The 23243-nt window shown below is 57.9% G+C and carries 18 protein-coding genes; 8 read left to right on the plus strand and 10 right to left on the minus strand.

What is annotated here, in order from left to right:
* Window positions 1-49: 49 nt before the first annotated feature.
* The gene (locus LG301_RS07285) at window positions 50-1582 is read right to left on the minus strand and encodes a 3-hydroxyacyl-CoA dehydrogenase (protein WP_404474689.1); all 1533 of its coding nucleotides are present in this window, start codon (window positions 1580-1582) and stop codon (window positions 50-52) included.
* Between the two features lie 194 nt (window positions 1583-1776).
* Between LG301_RS07285 and LG301_RS07290 the strand changes: the two genes are divergently transcribed.
* From LG301_RS07290 to LG301_RS07320, 7 genes are all read left to right on the plus strand, one after another.
* Window positions 1777-2928, plus strand: coding sequence for an acyl-CoA dehydrogenase family protein (locus LG301_RS07290; protein WP_083023559.1), 1152 nt, complete (start codon window positions 1777-1779; stop codon window positions 2926-2928).
* On the plus strand, window positions 2928-4529 hold the full coding sequence (locus LG301_RS07295; RefSeq protein ID WP_404474690.1) for a class I adenylate-forming enzyme family protein: 1602 nt from the start codon (window positions 2928-2930) through the stop codon (window positions 4527-4529). The genes LG301_RS07290 and LG301_RS07295 overlap by 1 nt, the downstream gene beginning before the upstream one ends.
* Window positions 4526-4996: a PaaI family thioesterase gene (locus LG301_RS07300; protein WP_404474692.1), complete on the plus strand. Its 471-nt coding sequence runs from the start codon at window positions 4526-4528 to the stop codon at window positions 4994-4996. Before LG301_RS07295 ends, LG301_RS07300 begins: the two co-directional genes overlap by 4 nt.
* A complete protein-coding gene (locus tag LG301_RS07305; RefSeq protein WP_404474694.1) occupies window positions 4993-6378 on the plus strand; it encodes a hypothetical protein in 1386 nt (461 codons plus the stop codon). Before LG301_RS07300 ends, LG301_RS07305 begins: the two co-directional genes overlap by 4 nt.
* Window positions 6379-6503: 125 nt before the next feature.
* Window positions 6504-7253, plus strand: a complete 750-nt coding sequence (locus LG301_RS07310; protein ID WP_404474696.1) for an electron transfer flavoprotein subunit beta/FixA family protein — start codon at window positions 6504-6506, stop codon at window positions 7251-7253.
* Between the two features lie 14 nt (window positions 7254-7267).
* Complete coding sequence (locus tag LG301_RS07315) at window positions 7268-8194, plus strand: electron transfer flavoprotein subunit alpha/FixB family protein (protein ID WP_404474698.1); 927 nt, start codon at window positions 7268-7270, stop codon at window positions 8192-8194.
* A 246-nt stretch (window positions 8195-8440) separates the two neighbouring features.
* Window positions 8441-9400: an NAD(P)H-dependent flavin oxidoreductase gene (locus LG301_RS07320; protein ID WP_404474700.1), complete on the plus strand. Its 960-nt coding sequence runs from the start codon at window positions 8441-8443 to the stop codon at window positions 9398-9400.
* Here LG301_RS07320 and LG301_RS07325 read toward each other — a convergent pair.
* The 8 genes from LG301_RS07325 to LG301_RS07360 form a co-directional block, all read right to left on the minus strand.
* Window positions 9382-10161: an enoyl-CoA hydratase/isomerase family protein gene (locus LG301_RS07325; protein WP_404474702.1), complete on the minus strand. Its 780-nt coding sequence runs from the start codon at window positions 10159-10161 to the stop codon at window positions 9382-9384. The two genes, LG301_RS07320 and LG301_RS07325, sit on opposite strands and share 19 nt — an antisense overlap.
* A gap of 10 nt (window positions 10162-10171) precedes the next feature.
* Window positions 10172-11290, minus strand: a complete 1119-nt coding sequence (locus tag LG301_RS07330) for an acyl-CoA dehydrogenase family protein (protein ID WP_404474704.1) — start codon at window positions 11288-11290, stop codon at window positions 10172-10174.
* 10 nt (window positions 11291-11300) lie between these two features.
* The gene (locus LG301_RS07335; protein ID WP_404474706.1) at window positions 11301-12494 is read right to left on the minus strand and encodes an acyl-CoA dehydrogenase family protein; all 1194 of its coding nucleotides are present in this window, start codon (window positions 12492-12494) and stop codon (window positions 11301-11303) included.
* Entirely contained in the window at window positions 12491-13927 is a 1437-nt protein-coding gene (locus LG301_RS07340; protein WP_404474708.1) for an enoyl-CoA hydratase/isomerase family protein, read from the minus strand. The genes LG301_RS07335 and LG301_RS07340 overlap by 4 nt, the downstream gene beginning before the upstream one ends.
* Before the next feature lie 185 nt (window positions 13928-14112).
* Window positions 14113-15258 (minus strand): TAXI family TRAP transporter solute-binding subunit, encoded by a 1146-nt coding sequence (locus tag LG301_RS07345; protein ID WP_404474709.1) that lies wholly within the window; start codon window positions 15256-15258, stop codon window positions 14113-14115.
* A 20-nt stretch (window positions 15259-15278) separates the two neighbouring features.
* Window positions 15279-17285: a TRAP transporter permease gene (locus LG301_RS07350; protein WP_404474711.1), complete on the minus strand. Its 2007-nt coding sequence runs from the start codon at window positions 17283-17285 to the stop codon at window positions 15279-15281.
* 49 nt (window positions 17286-17334) lie between these two features.
* On the minus strand, window positions 17335-18495 hold the full coding sequence (locus tag LG301_RS07355) for a TAXI family TRAP transporter solute-binding subunit (RefSeq protein ID WP_404474713.1): 1161 nt from the start codon (window positions 18493-18495) through the stop codon (window positions 17335-17337).
* A gap of 221 nt (window positions 18496-18716) precedes the next feature.
* Window positions 18717-20420: a SulP family inorganic anion transporter gene (locus tag LG301_RS07360; RefSeq protein WP_404474714.1), complete on the minus strand. Its 1704-nt coding sequence runs from the start codon at window positions 20418-20420 to the stop codon at window positions 18717-18719.
* A 240-nt stretch (window positions 20421-20660) separates the two neighbouring features.
* Here LG301_RS07360 and LG301_RS07365 point away from each other — a divergent pair, with 240 nt between their 5' ends.
* The gene (locus LG301_RS07365) at window positions 20661-22307 is read left to right on the plus strand and encodes a methyl-accepting chemotaxis protein (protein WP_404474716.1); all 1647 of its coding nucleotides are present in this window, start codon (window positions 20661-20663) and stop codon (window positions 22305-22307) included.
* Here LG301_RS07365 and rarD read toward each other — a convergent pair.
* The gene (rarD, locus tag LG301_RS07370) at window positions 22281-23186 is read right to left on the minus strand and encodes an EamA family transporter RarD (RefSeq protein WP_404474719.1); all 906 of its coding nucleotides are present in this window, start codon (window positions 23184-23186) and stop codon (window positions 22281-22283) included. The genes LG301_RS07365 and rarD overlap by 27 nt on opposite strands.
* Between the last annotated feature and the right edge of the window lie 57 nt (window positions 23187-23243).

Raw genomic sequence — 23243 nt, forward strand, 5'->3', positions numbered from 1 at the left:
TCCTTGTTTGTGTAAGCCGTATTTGAGCCGTAGTTGAAACTGAGGTGTGTCAGCCCGTTGGTCCGTCAGTGAGGGGCATACCCAGCGCAGCGCGACGGCGCAGCCACGGGCTAGGGCGATAGCGGGGGTCACCGGTGGCGTCTAATAGGTTGTTCAAAATGGTCAGGATGCGCGAAGCGCCGTAGTGGTCGCCCATGCGCAGTGGGCCAAATGGGTAGCCCAGGCCAAGTTCCACCGCACGATCAATAGTGGCGGGTGCAGCGACGCCTTGCTGTGCGATATCCGCCCCAACGTTGACGATGCAGGCCACCACGCGCTGCAGCACAAAGCCGGTGCTGTCTTGTAGAGTGCTGACCGGCGTGCCGTCAGCATTTAACAGGCTTGCGGCAGCATTGACTAGTTCGGGTCGGGTAATGGGGGAGGCCATCAGGCTGCGGCGCTTATCCAGCCCCGCCAGCATATCCACCGCGACGCACTGCTCGGCATTCAAGCTTTGGCGCAAGGCGCACTGCGTGGTGTCTTCGCCCAGCGGTGTCAGCAGGCACAGCGCCTCTGAGGAGGGCTGATCCGCACTTTCTAGTGGCCAGCCAGCCGTGGCGACCAGTTCGGCAAGCTTAGCGGCGCTATAAGGGTCGTCTTGGCTGATCCACACGGGGCAAGGCGAGGCTGACGCAATGGCGGGCTCTTCCGGCATCTGCTGCTGGCCATCCACGTAGCGATAAAAGCCCTCACCGGTTTTGCGCCCCAGCAAGCCTGCTGAGAGCCGCTGGCGGGTGATTGGTGAAGGGCGAAAGCGCGGCTCTTCATAATACTGGTGGTACACCGACTCCATCACCGCATGGGAAACATCCAGGCCGGTCAGGTCCAGCAGGGTAAACGGCCCCATCCGAAAACCACCTTGATCCACCATGATCCGGTCAATGGTGGCAGGGTCGGTCACGCTCTCACTCAGAACGCGCAGCGCTTCGGTACCAAAGGCGCGCCCGGCGTGATTGACCAGAAAGCCAGGGGTATCGGTGGCCTGGGCGGTAAAGTGGCCCATGGCGGTGCCCAGGGCATTGACCCGCTGGGTGACGTCGTTAGCGGTACGTAACCCCGGAATCACTTCCACAATTTTCATCAGTGGGACGGGATTGAAAAAGTGAAAGCCAATCACGCGCTCTGGGTGCTGGCAGGCGGCAGCAATTGCGGTAACAGACAGCGAAGAGGTGTTGGTGGCAAGAACGGCATCCTGGCGAACAATGCCTTCTAAATCGCTAAACAGCCCCTGCTTGGCTTCCAGCTTCTCGATAATCGCTTCAACGACGATATCGCAGGGGGCGAGGGCGGCGAGGTCGCGGGCCTCAATCAATCGTTCGCCGTACTGCTCGGCTTGGACTTGGGTAATCCGCTGCTTGTCGGCGCTGCGCTGCCATAATCCATTAATAAAGGCAGTCGCTTCCGCCACTGCGCCTTCTTTAACATCAAATAGCATGACGTTCAGGCCTGCCTGCGCGGCGAGCTGAGCAATCCCTCTACCCATGGCCCCGGTGCCGACAATGCCAAGAGTGTTGAACGAATGGGCGACTGCGTCGTTGGACATAGGTCAAAATCCTCGCTGCAAGTGTTTGTTGTTTTGCATTGCAAAATAGCATTTCGTTTATTGACTGCCATCCTAGGCTATGCAAAAGTGCCTGACAAGAGAGTGAACGCTAGTTTCGCCATGCAGAATTGTTGCAGGCCTCACTGCCCGCGCGAACGCCAACCATAAAAATATCGTTGCCACCAGGAGCCGTTATGATCCGTGATCCCGAACTGCTGAATCAGTTGGTTGATACCATTGCCCGCTTTGTCCGGGAGCGTTTGATTCCCAATGAGGCACGGCTTGCCGAAGAGGATGCAGTGCCCGCCGAGATCCTGGCGGAAATGAAGGAGATGGGGCTGTTCGGGCTATCCATTCCTGAAGAGTACGGCGGCTTAGGGCTCACGATGGAAGAAGAAGCTCTGGTAGCCATGGAAATCGGCAAAACGTCTCCCGCGTTCCGCTCGGTATTTGGTACGAATAATGGTATCGGTGCCCAAGGCATTCTGATTGACGGCACTGAAGAGCAGAAAGCCAAATACGTGCCGCGCTTGGCCACCGGGGAAATTCTTAGTTCGTTCTGCTTAACCGAACCGGACTCTGGCTCCGATGCCGCCAGCCTGCGCACCACCGCCGTGCGCGATGGCGACCACTACGTGTTAAACGGCACCAAGCGCTATATCACCAACGGCCCGGAAGCGGATCTGTTCACCGTGATGGCGCGTACCGACCCAGACAACAAAGGCGCTGGCGGTATCTCTGCCTTTATTGTTGAAGGCAATACGCCTGGTCTGATTCGCGGCCCGGCGGATAACAAGATGGGCCAGAAGGGCGCGCATACCTGCGATATCATTTTTGATAACTGCCGTGTACCGGCTGAAAACATCATTGGCGGTAAAGAGGGGCAAGGTTTTAAAACCGCCATGAAAGTGCTCGACCGTGGGCGGCTGCATATTTCCGCCGTGTGTGTGGGCGTGGCCGAGCGCTTAGTAGAAGAGTCGCTGCGCTACACCATGGAGCGTAAGCAGTTTGGTGCGCCGCTGGCGGAGCATCAGCTGGTGCAGGCTATGCTGGCAGATAGCAAAACCGAGGCCTACGCAGGCAAAACCATGGTAATGGACGCCGCACGCCGTAAAGATGATGGCGAAAACGTCTCAACCCTAGCCTCCTGCTGCAAGCTGTTCTGTGCCGAGATGGTGGGGCGCGTCGCGGATCGCGCCGTGCAGGTGCACGGCGGTGCGGGCTATATGTCTGAATACGCCGTTGAGCGCTTCTACCGCGATGTGCGTTTGTTCCGCATTTACGAAGGGACGACGCAAATTCAGCAGTTGGTGATTGCCCGGAACATGGTGCGGGAGGCGTCCTAATGGCTCTGTCGGTCCCTTACCAAGCGCCAGATGAGAAGATCTTTGGACGTCTGGCAAGCGAGCTGTTAGCAGAACTTCCCGAGCGCTTGAGCACCCGCGTGCTGGAAAACGCGAAACGCCTAGCCGATCACCCCGCGCTTGTGGATGGCAGCGTTCGCTGGAGCTACGCCGAGCTTGGGCAAGAGATTCATGCCGCCTGCGAGTGGTTAGCTAATTTAGGCATACGTCCCGGCGACCGTATTATGACGGTCAGTGAAAACTGCCGTGCCCTGGTGGTACTGCTGTTGGCCGCCAGTGAGATGGATGTTTGGGTCGCGATTGTCAATTCGCGCCTCTCCGCTCAGGAAGTGGATTTAATTCAGGGCAACTGCCTGCCGCGCCGAGTGTTTTACACCTGCGAAGCCTCCCCAGAGGCGAGCCAGCACGCCGAGCGCCATGCGGCTGACCGCTACCAACATCCGCAGCTCGGCAGCCTGGCGATTTCACCGCTATTTGAGAGCGAGCCAGAGCCTGTTCACGCCAGCGGTGCTAAGCAGGTGGCGGCGATGATCTACACCTCAGGCACCACCGGTACGCCGAAAGGCGTCATGCTGACCCATCGCGGTATTCTGTATATCGCTTCTATTTCCGGCGGCATGCGCCATCTGAGTGAAGGGCAGCGGGTGTATGGCGTGCTGCCCATGTCTCATGTGTTTGGTCTCTCATCGGTGTGTATGGGCTCGCTGTATAACGGCGCGTGCCTGTACACCGTGCCCCGCTTTGACGCGGTACAGCTGCTGGCAACGCTCAAAGAGGAGCGCATTACCGTGCTTCAGGGCGTGCCCGCCATGTATGCCCGCGCCCTGGAGTACTTGAAGCGTGAGCAGCGCGCGTTAGAAGCGCCTGCGCTTATCTATATGTCTGCAGGCGGCTCGCCGCTGGATAGCGATACCAAAACCCGTGTTGAAGCTGCGTTTGGCCTAACGCTGCACAATGGCTACGGCCTCACCGAAGCCAGCCCAACGATTAGTCAAACCCGCATTGAAGACCGCCACCAGAGCAGCACCGTGGGCCGCGTGCTGCCGCTGTTGGAGTATCGGTTAGAGCCCTTAGGCAGCAGCGGCACGTCAGAAAAGGCAGGCGATGAGATCGGCGAGCTGTGGGTGCGTGGCCCTAATATCATGAAGGGCTACTTCCGCCAGCCGGACGCCACCCGCGCCACCTTAACGGAAGATGGCTGGCTCAATACCGGTGATATCGCCAAGCTGGATCACGACGATCAGCTCTATATCGTGGGCCGCAGTAAAGAGCTGATTATTCGCTCGGGCTTCAATATTTACCCGCCGGATGTGGAAGCGGTCATCAACGAGCATCCAGCGGTGACGTTAACCGCAGTGGTCGGGCGGCAGGTAGCAGGCAATGAAGAGGTCGTGGCGTTTGTGCAGTGCGAGCCGGGTATTGAGGTTGATATGGCAGAACTCAAAGCCTTTATTGCCAAGCGGCTTGCGCCCTATAAGCGGCCGACCCAAATCGTGCTGATGGATGCGCTGCCTTCTACCGCCAGCGGTAAGATTTTAAAAGGGCGGCTACGCGACTTGGCCCAGCAGGAGAGCGCTTTATGAGCGACACAGACAACGCGATCGCTTCCACCACGCCCCAGGCGCTGATGGGCTATCACGAATTGCTGGGCATGCACGTGGTGGAGTGGGAAGAGGTGCGCGCGGTGGTGGAACTCACCATTGAACCCAAGCACCTTAACCGCAGCGGCAATGTGCATGGCGGCGTACTGGCTTCCATGCTGGACAGTGCCTTAAGCCTAGCGGGCCTGCACTGCGATGTGCCGGGGAATATTCGTCGTGGGATGACGCTGTCACTCACTACCACCTTTGTGGGGCCTGCTCGGCAAGGCGTGTTAAGGGCCACGGGCACGCTGCGTGGCGGCGGGCAAAAAACCTTCATGACCAGCGGTGAAATCGTGGATGAGCGGGGCAACCTTGTCGCTATGGGCGAAGGCTCTTTTCGCCGCCGCAGCGGCAGCGAATCGTCACAAGGCGTTCCCGACCCGCAGTTGAGGGAGCCTAGCGAGTGAGCCCAGCCCGTCTGCGGGTTTCCTGTTTGTTACTGGTGACGCTTGCCACGCTGATTCATTTGGTCGGTGGCAGCGTGGCGTGGCAAGCCGCAGGCATTATTGCGCTGCTGCTCTATTTGATGACCCTGAAAGGTCAACTCACCCGCATGGCCAAGGGGCTGCTGTGTGCCGCTGGCGTACTCACGCTGCTCGCACTGTGGCACTCGTCCACGCCTGGGCAGCTGCTGTTTGAAGCGAGCGGGCGTTTTGCGTTTTTTGCCACCTTTATAGTGGCGCTGAGTATGCTGCGCTTACCTGCCTATCGCTCCCGTTTAGTGCGCCGCTGCGGGCAAAGCATGCTGCTTCAACCCCCCAGCCGCCGCTACCCAATTTTATCGCTGGGCTCGGCGCTGTTTGGCATCATTCTTAACATTGGCGTGCTGAATCTGTTCGCCGCGATGATCGAGAAGAGTAATACCCTGAGTGCCGCCCAAGGGCGCGCCTGGGTGCGTGAGGCCCGCCAGCGGCGCATGATGCTGGCGCTGCTGCGCGGATTTTCGCTGGCCCCGCTGATTTCGCCCATGGGTATTGGGGTGGCCGTGGTGCTCTCAAGCCTTCCCCAGGTCACCTGGCCACAGCTGGCACCCTATATTCTGGGGGCCGCCGCGCTGATTTTTATGGCGGGCTGGGCGGTGGACTACTTCACCGGCCCGCACCCACCCGCCAATAAAACCTATGTCACCCCTTCACTGCGCCCGTTGGCTCAGTTTAGCGTTCTGCTAATCGGCATTGTGGCGCTGGTGTTTTCCATTGCGTGGCTGCTGGAGTTACGACTGCCCATTGCCGCGCTGCTGGGCGCGCCTACCGGGGCGCTTTTATGGCTGGCTTGGCAGCGTCGCAGGCTGGGCTTTGGCGGGCTGCCTGCCGCCATAACGGCGGTGCATCGTCAGCTACCTTGGTTGCTGTCTCCCAGCGCTAATGAAATCGTGGTGCTGGGGGCGGCAGGCTATTTGGGGCATGTATGCGTGGGCTTAGTGGACACCCAGCAGCTTGCACCGCTATTGGCGGTGCTAGACCCGCTGGGCACTTTGAATGCGGTGTTGGCCATGCTGATGGTGGTGGGGCTAGCGCAAATAGGCGTCAACCCGATTGTTACGGTGACGCTGTTGGTGGGCTTGCTCCCCACGCTGGGCATTGAGGGGTTAACGCCTGAGCTGATTGGGGCATCGTTAATGGTAGGCTGGGCGCTGGCGCTGATGTCATCACCAATGACCGCTTCCATGCTGATTCTCTCGCGCTTTACTGGCGTACCCGCCACCCGCATCGGTTACCGCTGGAACGGACGCTTTCTGATCGCGGCGATACCGCTGCTGGCGTTATGGTTTGGTTGGTCGCCTTTCTGAGGTGGGGCTGTGCAAGGAAACGCTTGACCTTTGGCAGGCGTTTTTTTATTGTTATTTTTATAAAGTGAAATGTTATTTTGCTATGCGGAATAAAAACCGATGGTTCAATCGCTGGAGCATGCCTTATGAAAATCCTCGTCGCGGTGAAACGCGTCATCGACTACAACGTCAAAATCCGCGTCAAAGCGGACCACTCTGATGTGGACCTTACCAACGTCAAAATGGCCATGAACCCCTTCTGCGAAATCGCCGTGGAAGAAGCGGTGCGCCTGAAAGAGAAGGGCGTAGCCACCGAAGTCGTGGCCGTGACCATGGGCCCTAAGGCCGCCCAAGAGCAGCTGCGCACCGCGCTGGCGCTGGGGGCTGACCGCGCTATCCACATTGAAACCGACGAGCGCGCCGAATCGCTGGCGGTGGCCAAACTGCTGGCCAAAGTGGTGGATGAAGAGCAGCCCGGCCTCGTCATCCTCGGCAAGCAGGCCATCGACACCGACAACAATCAGACCGGACAGATGCTCGCCGCGCTGACCAATCTGCCGCAAGGCACCTTCGCCTCAGAAGTTGCGGTAGATGGCGACAAGGTCAACGTCACCCGTGAAATCGACGGCGGCCTGCAAACTGTCGCGCTGACACTCCCGGCGATCGTCACCACCGACCTGCGCCTGAATGAACCGCGCTACGCTAAGCTGCCGGACATCATGAAGGCCAAGAAAAAGCCGCTGGATGTCAAAACCCCCGCTGACTACGGCGTGGAAGTGGCCTCCAAGGTCACGCTGCTCAAAGTGGAATCTCCTGCCGAGCGCAAAGGCGGTATCAAAGTCGCCTCGGTGGACGAGCTGATCGACAAACTGAAAAACGAAGCCAAAGTGCTTTAAAAGGAGCTGATCTCATGAGCATTCTGGTACTTGCCGACCTTCATGAAGGTCAGTTAGCGGGCGCGACCGCTCACGTCGTGGCGGCGGCCCAAGCCATCGGTGGCGATATTGATGTGCTGGTCGCCGGTGAAGGCGTCCAGGCGGCAGCAGACGCCGCTGCAAAACTCGACGGCGTGAGCAAAGTGCGCGTAGCAGATAACGCCGCCTACGCCCATCAGCTGGCCGAGCCCATGGGCGCGCTGCTGGTCGAACTTGCTGGCGATTACACCCACGTGCTGGCCAGCGCCTCCACCACCGGCAAAACCGTGCTGCCGCGCCTGGCGGCCCTGAAAGATGTCAGCCAGCTGTCGGATGTGATTGGCGTTGAAAGCGCCGATACCTTCCTGCGCCCGATCTATGCCGGTAACGCCATCGCCACGGTCAAAAGCGACGATACGCTAAAAGTCATCACCATCCGCAGTACAGGTTTCGATGCGGTCGGTACCGGCGGTAGCGCCACAACGGAAGCGGTGGATTTCGTCGCCGACAACGCCCAGTCCAGCTTCGTCAAACAAGAGCTGGCGCAAAGCGACCGCCCGGAACTCGGTGGCGCCAAGGTCGTCATCTCCGGTGGCCGTGGCATGGGCAACGGCGAGAACTTCAAACTGCTGGACGGCATTGCCGACAAGCTGGGCGCGGCCATTGGCGCTTCTCGCGCGGCGGTCGATGCGGGCTTCGTGCCCAACGACATGCAGGTGGGCCAGACTGGTAAGATCGTCGCGCCTGAGCTGTACATTGCGGTGGGTATTTCAGGTGCGATCCAGCACTTGGCGGGCATGAAAGACTCCAAGGTGATCGTCGCCATCAACAAAGACGTCGAAGCACCGATCTTCCAGGTCGCCGACTACGGCCTGGTAGGGGATCTGTTTGAGATTCTTCCTGAGCTGGAAAACAAGCTGTAAGTTTAGGAGGCTGTCCGGAATAGCCCTAGGCGGGGGCGCTGTAAACCCGTCCATGGGCGCTACTTTCGCTTCTGACCGCCATGGATGGCGGGAATGCTGGTAACGTCAGAAACGTGTTACCTGCCATGGCGAAAGACCCCCGCTACGGGCTTTTCCGGCCATGCCAGCTATTTTGGCCATGCTTTAAAACCCCTTTTTTGGGGCTTTTACGCTGATGGGCTTACAAACAATGATAATGAGCCACGTATGCTAACCCAACTGACTGCCTCCATGACGCTGCCGGTTATCGGCTCTCCCATGTTTATCGTTTCTGGCCCTGAGCTGGTGATTGCCCAGTGTAAGGCGGGGATTATTGGCGCGTTTCCGGCGCTGAACGCCAGGCCTGCGGAACTGCTTCGGGAGTGGCTGCAGCAGATTACCGATACCTTAGACGACTATAACGCTCAGAATCCGCAGCAGCCCGCCGCGCCGTTTGCGGTGAATCAGATCGTGCACCCCACCAATGACCGTCTGGATCACGATGTGGCGCTATGCGCTGAGTTCAAGGTGCCGCTGATCATTACCAGCCTGCATGCGCCCAATCGGGTGGTCGAGCAAGTGCACGCTTATGGCGGCATGGTATTTCACGACGTGACCACTCTCAGGCACGCTAAAAAAGCCATCGATGCCGGGGTGGATGGGCTAATTTTGGTCTGCCATGGGGCAGGCGGCCATGCGGGGCGGCTTAACCCCTTCGCCTTTGTGGCGGAGGTCAGGCAGTTTTACGATGGCCCGCTGGTGCTGGCTGGGGCGATTACCAAAGGTGAGCAGATCGCTGCCGCTCAGGCGCTGGGCGTGGACATGGTGTATATGGGCACGCGCTTTATTGCCACCCAGGAAGCCAATGCTCAGCCCGCATACAAGCAGATGGTACTGGAAGCTGCTGCGGGGGATATCGTCTATACCAACCTGTTTACCGGCGTGCACGGAAACTACCTGCGCCAAAGCATCGAGCTGGCCGGACTTGACCCAGAGGCACTGCCAGAGGGCGACAAAAGCGCCATGCGCTATGGATCAGGCGGCAGCAGCAAGGCAAAAGCGTGGCGGGATATTTGGGGTGCCGGGCAAGGGGTGGGGGGCATTACCACACTGAACAGCGTGGCCGATGAAGTAGCCACGCTGCGTGCGGATTACCAACAAGCGCTGGATCAATTGCGGCGGCGCTGACGAAAAGCAGCCACGCGAGCGTGAAAATCCTCGGTGGCCTTACACTCATCCTGCAGTACGCCTTCAAGCGTTAGCGTGTCGTCTAACGGCAGGTTCGCCGCCTGTCGCATGGCTCGTTTTGTTGCTCCCAGCGCTTGGGGTGACTGAGCCACCAGGGCCTGTGCCAGCGCTCGTGCTTCCGCTAACACCTGATCATCTTCCACTGCCCGGTTGGCCAAGCCCAGCGCCACACAGCGCTCGGCATCCATTGGGGTAGCCAGTGCCGCCATCTCAAAGGCCTGGGCGTGGCCAAGCTTGCGTACCAAATGCCAGCAAGCGCCGCCGTCGGGAATCAAGCCAATATTGATAAAGGCCAGTTTTAGGTAAGCCGAGCGGCCCATCACCACCATATCGCTGGCCAGCACGTAGGACACACCAATCCCCGCGGCAGCGCCGCTCACCGCGGCGATTACGGGCTTTTCCATCGTCATCATACTGCGCAGCGCAGGCAGAAAAAGCGTTGCAAGCCGCTCGCTGGCAGGTTGGGTAGAGGCTTTTTCGAATTCCGCTAAATCAGCACCGGCACAAAAGGCGCTACCTTCACCGCTGAGGATCACGCAGTGCACCTGCGGGTCAGCCGCCACGGTGGCTAATGCGTTATTGAGCGCCAAGGCCGTAGGCTCGTTGAGGGCATTGCGCACCGCAGGGCGCGCAATGGTCACTTCGGCGATACCGCCCTCGGTAGTCTCAAGGCGTACAAGTGACGTTTCTTCACTGTGCATGAGCTTCTCCTTAGGCGGCGTCGAGCTGTTCGCTCACCGTCTCAAGGTGATAGTCGCTGTCGCCCAGGTAGTGGTCAAACATCACCAAATGTTTGGCGTAGTGGGCCACGTAGCACTCTTCGGTCATACCCATGCCGCCATGAAGCTGAATGGCTTGTTCCGCAATAAAGCGCGCAGACTCGCCGCAGTAGGCCTTGGCCGCGGCGATTTTATAGTCCCGCTCGTCAGCAGGCAGCGAGAGGCTGGTGGTGGCGAGAATCGCCATGGAGCGCGACTGTTCTAGGTGAAGGTGCATGTCCACCATGCGGTGCTGCAGTGACTGGAACGTGGCCAGCGGCAGGCCAAACTGCTTGCGCTCTTTTAAATAGGCGAGGGTTTGGTCGCAGGCAATTTCCATCGCGCCGATGGCCTCGGCACACAGCGCGGCGCGGCCCAGGGCCAGCACCTCTGCCAGTGCGTCACCTGCGTCTTCGCTTAGGCAGTTCTCTAGCGGCAGAGTCACGCTGTTCAACGTTAGGTCACCGGCGGGCTGGTCATCCATCGTGCGGTAGGTCTGCAAGGTGACGCTTTGAGTATTGGCAGGGACGATAAACACGCCTATCTTGCCGGTAGGCAGTTGGGCGGTCACCAGCGTGGCGGCGGCATTGCCGAGGTTCATTACGACATCTTTGCGGCCGTTAAGCTTCCACTGGCCATCTTGTTGGCTCGCTTGGGTCGAAATATCGAAAGCGTCATAGCGGGCGGTGTGTTCATGCCAAGCCAAGGCGAGCTGGTGTTCACCTTCCAACAGCGGGGCCAGCCAGCGCTCCTGCTGTGCGGGGTTGGCGCATAGCGCAAGCAGCTGCCCGGGCATGACTAACCCAAACAGGTACGCTTCTGGCACTAAGCCGCGCCCCAACGCTTGCATAATAATCATTACATCGGTGCCGTCGCCGCCTAGCCCGCCGACGTCTTCGCTAAACGGCATATGCAGCAGGCCTAATTCTGCGAACGTTCTCCAGAGTGGGCTGGCCCCTTGGGCATGCGCATCCAGCATAGCGCGGCGCTGCTCGGGCGTTACCTGGTCGGCCACTAAGCGTGTCAGTGTCTCTTCGAGCATGCGCTGCTCGTCGGTGAGTGCAAAATTCATGGTGACCCCCTTACATTCCTAAAATGGTTTTAGCGACGATGCTTTTTTGAATCTCGTTGGCACCGCCATAAATCGACAGCTTGCGACGATTAAAATACTGGGCGCTGGCGGCAGCGCCTTGGGCGTATTCATCAGCCAGCGATTCATCACCATGGAGAAATTCGGGGAAAAACGGCAGGGCAGCAGGGCCAAGCGCACGGCGGGTAAGCTCGCTAATCTCTTGGCGCAGTTCCGAGCCGCGTACTTTTAGCAGCGAGCTCTCTGCCCCCGGCACTCCGCCATCTCGCGCTGCGGCAATCACGCGCAGGTTGGTCACTTCCAGCGCCATCAGCTCAAGCTCGGCTTTGACCACCCGCTGACGAAAGCTGGGTAGCGATAAAAGTGGTTTGCCGCGATGCTGCATACGAGAGGCGAGGGATTTCAAATGGCGCAGCGCCTGTTTGGCGTGGCCAAGCCCGGCAATGCCGGTACGCTCGTGGGTAAGCAAGAATTTGGCGCAGGTCCAGCCTTGGCCCTCTTCACCCACGCGGTTTTCTACCGGCACGCGCACATTATCGAGAAACACTTCGTTGACTTCATGAGCGCCGTCGAGGGTGATAATCGGCCGTACGGTAATGCCAGGGGTCTGCATATCGATCAGTAAGAAGCTGATACCCGCCTGCTTTTTTGCGTGGGGGTCGGTGCGCACCAAGCAGAACATCATGTTGGCGTGCTGGCCTAGGGTCGTCCAGGTTTTCTGGCCATTGACGATGTAGTGGTCGCCATCGAGCACGGCGCGGGTGGATAAACCCGCCAAATCCGAACCAGCACCCGGCTCAGAATAGCCCTGGCACCACCAGTCCTGGTTATTAAGAATCCGCGGCAGGTAGTGCTGTTGCTGTTCCTCGCTGCCGAATTTCATAATCACTGGCGCGACCATGTTGACGCCAAAGGGCACCACCGTAGGGGCATGGGCGGCGGCACACTCTTCATCGAAGATATGCCGCTGCACCGGACCCCAGCCTGGACCGCCGTGCTCAACGGGCCAGTTGGCGGCAAGCCACCCTTGATCGCTAAGAATATTCTGCCAGCGAATGTGGTCATCGGCGCGCAGATGCAGCCCAAGGCGCACGCGCTCACGGATGTCGCTCGGCAGTGCATCGGCTAAAAATCGGCGGACTTCCTCGCGGAATGCCTGCTCTTCGGGGCTAAACGTCAGGTTCATGAGTGTGCATCCTCGGAAGGCGTCGATAAAGTGAATTTCAGGGTGGCTTGGCGGTGCGGCCCGCCCAAATGGCGTGGGTAGCCCAACGCTTCCACCGCTAGCAGGTCAATATCGCTCTCGCGGTAGAAGGCACCTTGCTGCGCTAGCGTCAGGCTCGCTTGCTCCATGGCTGACTGAGCGTCGTGGTCGGGCGCTTGCTTTGTGGCGTTATAAAGCGTGCTCAGTACGCTAGGCGACTTGCTCACCACCACGTTGGCCCGCAGCGCTTTGAGTGTTAAAGCCACCCGCTGCTGGTCGGTCGCGCTGGCGTGATGATTCACTAACTCATGGAACGGGCCGCGCTCGGCAAACACTAGGCTGAGAGGCGATGTTGAGGCATTTGCGGTAAGTAGCTGCAGCGCTACGGTGACCGCTTGAGAAGGGCAGGCGCTTGCGTCTGCGCCAGGGGCGAGCAGGCACAGCTCAGTACTATCGTTTGGGGTATCGGTAAGCGTTATGTTGGCACGCTGGGCGGCGGTGTGAAGCGTCTCAAACAGCGGGTGCTCACCGATAAGGGCGATCTGCGCAAAGGGCTCAGCATTGTCTACGCCAGGGACGACATGGGGATTTCTAGCGGCAAAAAACAGGTGAATCAGCCCTGCGCGCTGCGGGGAATCCATACAGGCAAGAAACAGCTCACGCTCGCGACGCAAACCCTCTTCCAGCGACGCCGCTTTGGTGCAGGCGTCAATGGCGTCCACAATGCGAAACGGTGAAAACAGTGCCGGTACGCTGGTTTCAAGCTGTTCTCGCATGGCAGCAATGGCCTTGGGGTTGGCCTCTGGAGCGGGTAGCTGACCGGTGATGCGCGCCTGCTGTTGTCCCGCTAATACCTCTTTTGCCGCTGCCAAACCCGCTTCCAGCGGTGTTTGGGCATCGCTGATGGCATCGATAATGCCGATATCCTGCGTTTCAGCGGCGTCTACAAAGCGCCCGCTGGTGATGATTTCTAGGGATCTTTCCACACCTACCAAACGGGGCAGCCGCTGAGTACCGCCTGCGCCGGGCAGTAAGCCAAGCTTCACTTCCGGTAAACCAACGCGTGTGCCTGCCAGCGCAACACGATAGTGGCAACCCAACGCAACTTCCAAGCCGCCGCCCAGCGCGGTGCCGTGTAGCGATGCGATGAGCGGTTTAGGGCAGGCTTCTAGCTGTGTAATGACATCCGGTAGCAGTGGCGCTTGAGGTGGCTTGCCAAATTCACGTATATCGGCACCCGCAATAAAGGTGCGCCCCTCTGCCATCACCACCAGTGCTTGGGCCTGCTGGTCGGCCAACCCCTCTTCCAGGGCGCTGAGCAAGCCGCTACGCACCGCTTGGCTCAATGCGTTGACGGGCGGGTTAGCGATACTGATGACGCCGACCTCGCCATGTCGCTGGTAGTGAACACTCATAGTGGCTCCCGTATTTCGCTATATGAAATTTAAAGTTGTTATTCGGAATGAAGTGATCATGGCGAAAGACGCCGTTGGAGTCAATAATGCAAAACAACGTTTTGCATTGCGGAATATGAATGGCTAAACAAAAGGCCGCACAGAGGCGGCCTTAGGTAATGACTTCCGTCGTGATTGAAGCAACATCAGAAAACGGGGTTTAACCCAGCTTCTTGTAAGGCGACGCGCCGAGTTTCCATCCAGCCGTCGATAAATGCCGCTTCGTCTTCGGGGGCATCGGCTTGATAGGCTTCCCAGGTGTCCATTAGCAGCTGTTGCCGCTCCACCAGGGCGTTTTGGTGGGCGTCCATTTCATCGGTCCATACACCGCTTTCTTGGTAGTACGCCACCACGGCATCGTGGAACGGCACTACCCAGGTCATGTTTTGATTCTCAAGGGCATAGCCGCTAGCCCCTGGGGCGTTATCTTTATAGTCGTCAAACGACTCCACCAGCGTGATGATCAAGCCGGTGACCGTTTCAGGGGCTAAATCTGCGTTGCTCACTAGAATGGGGTAAGGATAGCTGGCGCTGGCCAGCGGCTGTTCAGCGTTAATACCCGCGCCTGACGTTACATCGTGGGGCTGGAAGTAGGGCGCCACTTCCAGCATCTGTTCCCAGCTTACTTCATCGTCAGTTGGCAGTTCCGGCCACTGCAAGCCACGGGGGCTCGCCGCTAACCGCTGCGCCGCCGGTGTCACGGTGGTGGTAATAGCGGCATCGGCACGGCCGCTGATAATGCCGTCGAAGGCGGCGTTGTAGCCGGGGAAGTCGACGCGTTCAACGTCATCCCAGGTCAAACCTGCGAATGCTAGGTAGGCTTCAGCAGCTTTGTTCAGCGCGTCGTCGCCGCGCAGGTAGGCTAGCCGTTTACCTTCCAGATCAGCGATGGAACCCATCTCTACGTCGCCTGCCACCGCCATGCCTATGCCAAAACTCGCCATGGAGGTGGAAATCACGCGAATAGGCTGTGGGCCCCAGTCCGGCCCGGCGAACATCATCACGCCTTCAGAGCCGTAGTAGCTGGCAATGCCGCAGGCGCAGAGATCCACGCGTCCCGTTTTCAGCGGCGTCATGCGCATGGTGTCGTTTTCACCCGGAATGACGCGGGACTGAGTGCCGTGCTCCTCCTGCAGCAGCTGGCTGATGGCCATAATCTGCGCATGGCCACTGGTGCCGGTGCCATAAGCTGTCCAGTTCAGCGTGTTAGGCATCGCGCTGGCGCTTCCAGCCGCCAGAAGGCCTGCCGTTAAACTACTGAGTACGAGGGTGAGGGTTGTTTTTGTGCTCATAAATATCCTCGAAGGTGGCATTAAGCGTTTGCAGTGAGCGAACGCTGGTGATGGCGTTGGCTAAGCCGGGCTAACACCACGCCCGGTAGCAGCGCCGCTGTGGCTAAGCCGATTAATTCCCACTGGCTGAAAGGCACCATGCCGCCACCGGGTAGCGCCAACAGCAGGCCCGCGATGAGCACTAGCGCGCGAATGACGATTTCCTGCAGCGCGCCGTAGCCCAATCGCCCAACACCCATCAGATACCCTTGCATGGCAGAGGCAAACAGAATGATGCCGATGACTGCCTGGATAAACACGGCAATGATCATCAATGGTTCGCCCTGCATGATCAGCGCGGGGTTCAGCACGAACAGGAAGGGGATAAAGTAAATCACGCTGCCTAGGCGCATGGCCTGAAGGCCGGTTTCCATCGGGCGGGCACCGGCCACGGTGGCGGCGGCAAAGGCACCCAGTGCCACGGGCGGCGTGATAAAGCTGAGCATGCCCCAGTAGAGGATGAACATGTGCACCGCCATGGGGTCCAGACCGCCGCCTTGAATCAGCGCAGGGGCGAGCGCCACCGCCAGGAAGATATAGGCCGCGGTGACGGTCATACCAATGCCCAATACAAAACTGGTGACCGCACCCATAATCAGCAGCAGCGGCACGCTGCCACCGGCGATGTTGATAAAGTCGTTGGCAATGGTACCCGACAGGCCGGTCATCGAGAGCGCGCCGACCAACATGCCAACGCCTGCGAGAATGGCGATGAGTTCGGCAAACAGCTTGGCCGCAGACGACAATGTGTCGGAGACATCTTTCCAGCCCCAGCGGTTCTGCTTGGAGAGCTGGTTAAGTACTAACAGCAGGGCGGTTGCGTAAAAAGGCGCAACGGCTTCACGTTGCATAACCAGCAGCATCCAAACTAGAAGGCCGAAGACAAAAATGAAATACCAGCCTTCTTTCAGCGTTTGCCAAACTGATGGCAGCTCGACAGCAGGCAGCCCCTTAATATCATTGCGGGCAGCATAGGCATCAATTTGGATAAACAGTCCCAGAAAATAGAGTATCGAGGGTATAACCGCTGCTAAGGCAACCGCTGAGTAGGGGATGTCTAAGAACATCGCCATCACAAAGGCTGTTGCCCCCATAACCGGTGGCATGAGTACACCGCCCGTGGATGCACAGGCTTCAACACCCCCTGCGAACGAACGGCTCATGCCAATGCGGCGCATTGCGGGAATTGAGAGCACTCCGGTAGTCAGCACGTTGCTAATCACGCTGCCGCTCATGGAGCCCATTAAGCCGCTTGAGAAAATCGATACTTTTGCGGGGCCGCCGCGCACATGCCCTAGCAGCGCAAAGGCCAAATTAATGAAGAATTTGCCGCCGCCGCTTTTTTGCAGCACCACGCCAAACACCAGAAAGCCAATCACCAAGCCCGCAAAGGCTTGTAGCGGAACACCCATGATGCTCTCAGTGCTCATGGTGTGGTACATGGCTGTTTCAGAGAGGCTAGACGGAAACGCTTGAATAGGGCCGGGCACAATATCGGCCACTAAGGGATAAAGGGAGAACACGCCCGCAATGATGGCAATGGGTAAACCACCCGCTCGGCGGGCGGCTTCAATAATCAGTACCCAATAAGCGTAGCTGGCATAGATCGCGGTATCCGGTGCTGCAAATGCCCAGCCGCGCTCAAGGATAGGCACTGCGTTGTAAACAAAGTAGCCGCCTATGATGAGCGTCGCGGCGCTCAACAGGTAGTCATACCAGGGAATCGATTGCTCCTGCAGGCTGCTACGCATCGGCCACAGCAGAAACACGAGCGGCAGCAGAAGCGCCACCACTGCGTAGTAAAATTGGGTTTCTAGCCCGGTCACAAACGTGAGCCAGCCCACGTTAAACAAGTAGTCCAGCGTCATCATCATTAATAGCACGGTGACGGTGGCAGGTACCCAGCGAAGGGCCGAGGGCAGCTCGCGTATTTGGCTGATTTTTTCTTTAACCTGCGGTGTGCTGGCAGTGGGCGTTTCAGTGGTCATAGGGCGTTCCATCAATCAGCAGGGGCGGCGGACACCGCCCCATGGCGAGTTACTCGAAGATCGGCTCGAATCCAGCATTGCTAAGCGCTGTGGCGCGGACAGCCATCCAATCGGTGGTAAACGTCTCGGCATCGCTGGGGGCGTCTTGCATAAATTGCTCCCAGGCTTGTATCAACACATCTTGACGCTCAACGAGTTGGTCTTGGTGTGCCTGCATCTCATCGGTCCACACGTCGATCTCTTTGTAGTACTCCACCACTGCGTCGTGGAAAGGGATTACCCACTGCAGATCCTGGTACTCCAGCGCGTAGCCCACTGCACCTGGTGCGTTATCTTTGTAGTCGTCGTAGTTTTCCTGCATCGCTTTGATTAAACCGTAAGCGACACTGTCATCAAGATCTTGGTTGGCGACGATGATCGGGTACGGGTAGCTGGCGCTGGGTACCGGGTCGTCGGCGCTAATACCGCCTGCACCGGCGGTGACTTCATGGGGGCGGAAATAGGGTGCTACCGCCGCCATGCGTTCCCAGCCAGCTTCATCGTTAGGGTCAAGTACCGGCCAGCTAACCCCCCGTGGGCTGCTCGCGAGCTGCTGAGCGGGCGGTGTAACGGTGGTAGTAAAAGAGGCGTCCACATCGCCAGCAATAATGCCGTCGAAAGAGCGGGCATAGCCGGGGTAGTCAACGCGCTCAACGTCATCCCAGGTTAGGCCGCCGAAGGCAAGGTACGCCTCGGTGCCTTTGTTTAGAGCATCATCACCACGGATATAAGCAATGCGTTTGCCTGCTAAATCGGCGGGGGTTTCAACATCCAAATCACCCGCCACGGCCAGTGACAGACCAAACGACGCGGTAGAGGTAGTAATTACGCGCAGCGGCTGCGGGCCCCAGTCGCGGTCAGCAAACATCATGACCCCTTCGACGCCGTAGTAGCTGGCAATACCGCAGGCGCACAGGTCAACACGACCCTGCTTCAGGGGCGTCATACGGGAGACATCGTTATCGCCAGGCAGAATGCGCACAGAAGAGTCGTACTTATTCTGCAGCATGTTGCCAATGGCAACGGCTTGGGCGTAGCCGCTGGAGTTAGTGCCGTAGGCGGTCCAAGCCATAGTGCCTGGGAGTTCTACCTCACTGGCATGGCTGACCGCTGCGCCTAATAGAGAGAGGGGAAGAGCAGCGACGAGTAGGCGGTGAGCGAACGGATGCATTGAAATGCTCCTTTATTGTGGTTGTTGCTTTTGGATTGGTTACGTTCAGTTACTTTATGTTTTGCTATGCGGTATTTGGTTTTGCTTAGTGGTCGAGTGATAGTAGGTAAGGCCAGAGGAGCTGTCAACGCTGTTCTATGGGGCAGCCGCAAAGTGTTCTTCGCTATACAAAAAAAGCCAGGCAAGTGCCTGGCTTTTCAGTAAGTTATGCGTTGAATAAGTTAAGAGAATTCCCGCCATGCAGCGTAAGTGCTGAGAAATACTCGCCCGGTCAGGGCATCCAAAAAGTCGCTTTTCTTTAGCTGATCCATCACCGGCCCTTTCACTTCCGAGAGATGCAGTTTGACGTCGGAGTCTTTTAAGCGAGCATTAATGGCATCCAGGCTCTCTAGGGCAGAAGCATCAATGAGGTTGACCGCAGAGCAAATCAGCACGACATGTTCCAGCTCAGGGCGGCTGGCGACAAGGTTATAGACGGTGTCTTCTAAATAGCGGGCATTGGCAAAATAGAGGCTTTCATCGATGCGTAACAGGGCCGCGTTACTCACTGTTTCCACGTCGTGCCGCTCTATGTTGCGAAAATGCTCGGTATCGGGCACTCGGCCCACTAAAGCGCTGTGAGGGCGGCTGGTGCGGTATAAAAAGAGCGCAATAGAGAGCGTCACCCCGCCGATAATGCCTGCTTCGATCCCTTCCACCAGCGTCAATAGAATGGTGACCGCCATGGCGGCAAAGTCGCTGCGCGAATAGCGCCAGGTTTGGCGCAGCATGGGTATATCCACCAGGGTCAAAATGGAAACCGTGATGGTGGCCGCCAGAGTGGCAATGGGCAGATAGTAAAGCCAGCCGGTAAAGGCCATCGTGACCAAGGCAATGCCGAGTGCGGCAAATGCCCCCGCAGCTGGGGTTTGTGCACCGGCATCGTAGTTGATGACGGTGCGCGAAAGCCCGCCGGTCACCGGCATGCCGCTGGTAAATCCCGCCGCGAGGTTGGCGGCACCTAAGCCAATTAGCTCCTGATTGGGAGAAATGCGCTGGCGTCGTTTGGCGGCCAGCATCTGGCCCATAGAGACCGACTCCACAAACCCTACGAGGCTAATTAGCATGGCGGGTATCAATAGCGCCCGCCACAGCGAGGTATCTCCCCAGGGAAAGCTGAGCGCCGGGAGACCGCTGGGAATGGTACCCACAATGGCGATGCCTTGATGATAAGCCAGTTGCCAGTGCCAAGTAGCCAGTGTGGTGATGACCACGGCCAACACTGGCCCTGATTTGGTGATTAAATCGGCGAGGGAAGCTGATAGCCCAAGCTTTCTCAGGCTCTGTTTGCCGTAGCGGCGCATCAGCACCAGGAACAACAGCGTTCCACCGCCAATCGCCAAGGTGTAAGGGTTAAACGTAGATAGGTTTGGTAGCAGCGTCACTAAGCGCTCAACTAACGTAAAGCCGCTGCTGGAAACCCCCAGTAAGCTACCCAGCTGGCTAACGGCAATCAAAATGCCTGAGGCAGTCAGGAAGCCAGAAATCACCGGGTGACTTAAAAAATTGCTAAAAAAGCCCATTTTCAGCGCCCCCATAGCCACCAAAATGGCGCCAGAAAGCAGTGAAAGTACCAGCGCAGCCTCCAGGTACTCGGGAGAGCCTGGAGCAGCCACCGACGAGAGGGCGGCCCCAGTCATTAGCGCAATAATAGCCACTGGCCCCACCGCCAGGGTGCGGCTCGTACCTAGAAAGGTATAAAGCAGCTGCGGCAGAATACTGGCATACAGCCCCACCACCGCAGGCAGGCCCGCCAACAGGGCATACGCCAGCGATTGCGGAATGACCATCACGGTCACAATTAATCCTGCCAAAAGGTCGGCACCCAGCAAACGCTTATGGTAATGAGGTAACCAGTTAAAGATGGGCAAGTAGCGCTTGAACATAAGCTCCTGGGCGTGGGCCGTGTGTGAAAAAGAGCAGCGTTAAAAATAAGGCTGATAGTTTAGCGCGTTACGCCCTGAATTACGGCATTTGGCTCGTTGATTGTGAGCCACACATCGCGCTCTTCCCCCAAAGTGCTACTTCTTTCATTAGCATAACCCGTTAAGCTGACTGAGGAAGAGCGATCTTCTCTATCGCATCGTTTATGACTCAACAACGTCAACTAAAAAAGAGTGCCTCACATGCGACTACTTCGTTGGCTGGTGCCACTGTTTCTCATTATTGCGGCTACCTGGCTTGTATCGCTGCCTGAGCCATGGTCTTACGCGGCGATTGTGTGCGCCGTGTTTGCAGGTATAGCGGCGGTTGCCAGTGCGCTCTACGCTATTTACAACGCAGGAGAAGAGCGCTTGGCGCAGCCTGCACCGCTAAAACCACTGCGTGATTATGGCTCACTGCGTGCTATGGCGTATCGGTTGATGAACCGTGCCAGCAGCACGGCCATTGCTTCTACCGAGGTTTCCCACTACGCCGATTTGATGGCCCAGCGGTTGGGTAAACAGGAGAGCATGGCGAGCGAGGCTTCCTCTAGCATGAGCGCGATCAACGCTGCCATTGTTCAGGTCAGCGCCAGTGCCACTCAGGTGGCCGCACTTGCAGAGAGCGCACGGCAAGCGAGCCACCATAATCATGATGAATTGACGGATATCATTCATGACATGACTGAAGTGGCCGAACGCTCCAGCCAAGCATTGGAGATGCTTACCGCTCTCAATGATAAAATCGAACGCGTGCGCAGTGTGACTTCGATGATCGAAGACATTGCCGAACAGACGCACCTTCTCTCATTGAATGCTTCTATTGAGGCAGCCCGTGCTGGGGAGCATGGGCGGGGCTTTGCGGTGGTTGCGGGTGAAGTGCGCAACTTGGCGATGAAAACCTCCACCGCCACGCAAAGCGTAGATGAACTGGTTAAGGATATGCACCAAAGCGGGCAGAGCGTAGTAGTGACCATGGGGGACTTGATGACCCGCGTGCGCGAGCGTTCTCAAGGTATGCAGCGGGTAGGCAGCAGTTTGGCAACGATGACTGAAGAGTTTGATCAAGTGCAGCAAGAAATCACCAGCGTAGCTGACGCCATGAACAGTACTAAAGAGCACAGCCAAACCGTTGCTGACAGCCTTCGTCAATTGGAAGACGATGTGGATGAAGGCAACCGTAACATGCACGAGTTGGCGCATCAGGCCCGGGCGCTGATGGAGGCGGCGGAAGGTGTTGACGGTGAGCTTGCCCAGCAGCGCCTGTTGGGACGGCATCAAACAGTATTCTTGGCGGCCCGTCAAACAGCCGATCGTATCGGCAAACTGTTTGAAAAAGCTATCGCCCGGGGAGAGCTTGCAGAGGCTGCGCTGTTCCAACCGAATTACGCGACCATTAGCGATACTCGGCCGCCGCTTTACCATACCGGTTTTGATGGTTTCACTGACCAGCAGCTACCCACACTTCAAGAGCCGCTGCTCAGCGAATATGGCCTTAGCTACGCCATAGCCTGTGATCGGAATGGCTATGTGCCTACTCACAATGCAGCGGTTAGCCAGGAGCCCACTGGCGATTACGAGCACGATCTTAAATACTGCCGCAGCAAGCGGATATTCGACGATCCCACCGGCAGTCGCTGCGGTGCCCATCAGCAGCCTCTGTTACTGCAAACCTACAAGCGGGATACGGGAGAGATCATGCACGATCTTTCCGTACCGATTTTTATTAACGGCAAGCACTGGGGGGGCTTCCGCGTGGGCTACCAGCCTGAAAAGGCGCCGCACACCGACAACCTAGCTGCAGAGCAAGCAGCGTTGCCGAGTTCAAGCCACAGCTTGGCGCGGGCGTGACTGCCAGGACGACCAAGAGTAGAGCGCCAGCCCCGTCCAAATCATCAAAAAGGTGGCGAGTTGAATAAGGCCAAGCGGCTCACCGAAGAGGGTCAGCGCGATTAAAAACTGAATGCTGGGGTTGATATACATCAAGAACCCCAGCGTCGCTAAGCGTAATCGGCGGGCCGCGCCGGCAAACGCCATCAGCGGTAGGGCGGTTAACACCCCGCTGACGACAAGCAGTGCAGACATAGGGGTATCGTGTAGAAAGTGCGATTCGCCCTGCCAGCTCATCCACGTTAGGGCTATCAGCGCCAGCGGGAACAGCAACAGCGTTTCTACGAAGAGGCCTGATAGCCCATCCAGCGGTACCTGCTTGCGAAAAAGGCCGTAGCTGCCAAAGCTCAGCGCAAGCAATAGGCTAATCCACGGCAATTCTCCCAGCATGATAAATTGAATCGCAATCGCCAGGCTGGCGAGGCCTAGCGCCACAAGTTGAAGCTTTGCCATGACTTCACGCAGCACCAGCATACCAAGCGCCACGTTCACCAACGGAGTGAGAAAGTAGCCTAAGCTGGCTTGAAGTACCTGCTTGCTCTCTACCGCGTAGATGTAGATACCCCAGTTAAAGGCGATCAGCAGCGCGCAGGCCAGCACCCGGCCCAAGCGTTTGGGTTCGACTAACGCTGCCACCACCGGTGGCCACCGGCGCAGCACGCTGATAAGCCCGACTAAAAACAGGCACGACCACAAAATGCGGTGGATTAAAATCTCAAAGGCCGGAATGCCGTCAAACAGGGCAAAAAACAGCGGAAAGCAACCCCACATGGTGTAGGCGGTCAAACCAAACATAACGCCTTTGACCGCTTCAGGGTCCCTTGGAGCGGATGGAAGCATAGCAGCCTCATTAAATAAAAATGCTAATCTAGCACACAATTGATAAAGACACCGATG

Origin of the sequence: Vreelandella venusta (assembly GCF_044809155.1) — a bacterium.
Lineage (GTDB): Bacteria > Pseudomonadota > Gammaproteobacteria > Pseudomonadales > Halomonadaceae > Vreelandella > Vreelandella venusta_B.

Bases quoted from the DNA above. Each gene is read 5' to 3' on its own strand.
- LG301_RS07285 (WP_404474689.1), bottom strand. From the start codon at position 1,582: ATGTCCAACGACGCAGTCGCCCATTCGTTCAACACTCTTGGCATTGTC.
- LG301_RS07290 (WP_083023559.1), top strand. From the start codon at position 1,777: ATGATCCGTGATCCCGAACTGCTGAATCAGTTGGTTGATACCATTGCC.
- LG301_RS07295 (WP_404474690.1), top strand. From the start codon at position 2,928: ATGGCTCTGTCGGTCCCTTACCAAGCGCCAGATGAGAAGATCTTTGGA.
- LG301_RS07300 (WP_404474692.1), top strand. From the start codon at position 4,526: ATGAGCGACACAGACAACGCGATCGCTTCCACCACGCCCCAGGCGCTG.
- LG301_RS07310 (WP_404474696.1), top strand. From the start codon at position 6,504: ATGAAAATCCTCGTCGCGGTGAAACGCGTCATCGACTACAACGTCAAA.
- LG301_RS07315 (WP_404474698.1), top strand. From the start codon at position 7,268: ATGAGCATTCTGGTACTTGCCGACCTTCATGAAGGTCAGTTAGCGGGC.
- LG301_RS07320 (WP_404474700.1), top strand. From the start codon at position 8,441: ATGCTAACCCAACTGACTGCCTCCATGACGCTGCCGGTTATCGGCTCT.
- LG301_RS07325 (WP_404474702.1), bottom strand. From the start codon at position 10,161: ATGCACAGTGAAGAAACGTCACTTGTACGCCTTGAGACTACCGAGGGC.
- LG301_RS07330 (WP_404474704.1), bottom strand. From the start codon at position 11,290: ATGAATTTTGCACTCACCGACGAGCAGCGCATGCTCGAAGAGACACTG.
- LG301_RS07335 (WP_404474706.1), bottom strand. From the start codon at position 12,494: ATGAACCTGACGTTTAGCCCCGAAGAGCAGGCATTCCGCGAGGAAGTC.
- LG301_RS07340 (WP_404474708.1), bottom strand. From the start codon at position 13,927: ATGAGTGTTCACTACCAGCGACATGGCGAGGTCGGCGTCATCAGTATC.
- LG301_RS07345 (WP_404474709.1), bottom strand. From the start codon at position 15,258: ATGAGCACAAAAACAACCCTCACCCTCGTACTCAGTAGTTTAACGGCA.
- LG301_RS07350 (WP_404474711.1), bottom strand. From the start codon at position 17,285: ATGACCACTGAAACGCCCACTGCCAGCACACCGCAGGTTAAAGAAAAA.
- LG301_RS07355 (WP_404474713.1), bottom strand. From the start codon at position 18,495: ATGCATCCGTTCGCTCACCGCCTACTCGTCGCTGCTCTTCCCCTCTCT.
- LG301_RS07360 (WP_404474714.1), bottom strand. From the start codon at position 20,420: ATGTTCAAGCGCTACTTGCCCATCTTTAACTGGTTACCTCATTACCAT.
- LG301_RS07365 (WP_404474716.1), top strand. From the start codon at position 20,661: ATGCGACTACTTCGTTGGCTGGTGCCACTGTTTCTCATTATTGCGGCT.
- rarD (WP_404474719.1), bottom strand. From the start codon at position 23,186: ATGCTTCCATCCGCTCCAAGGGACCCTGAAGCGGTCAAAGGCGTTATG.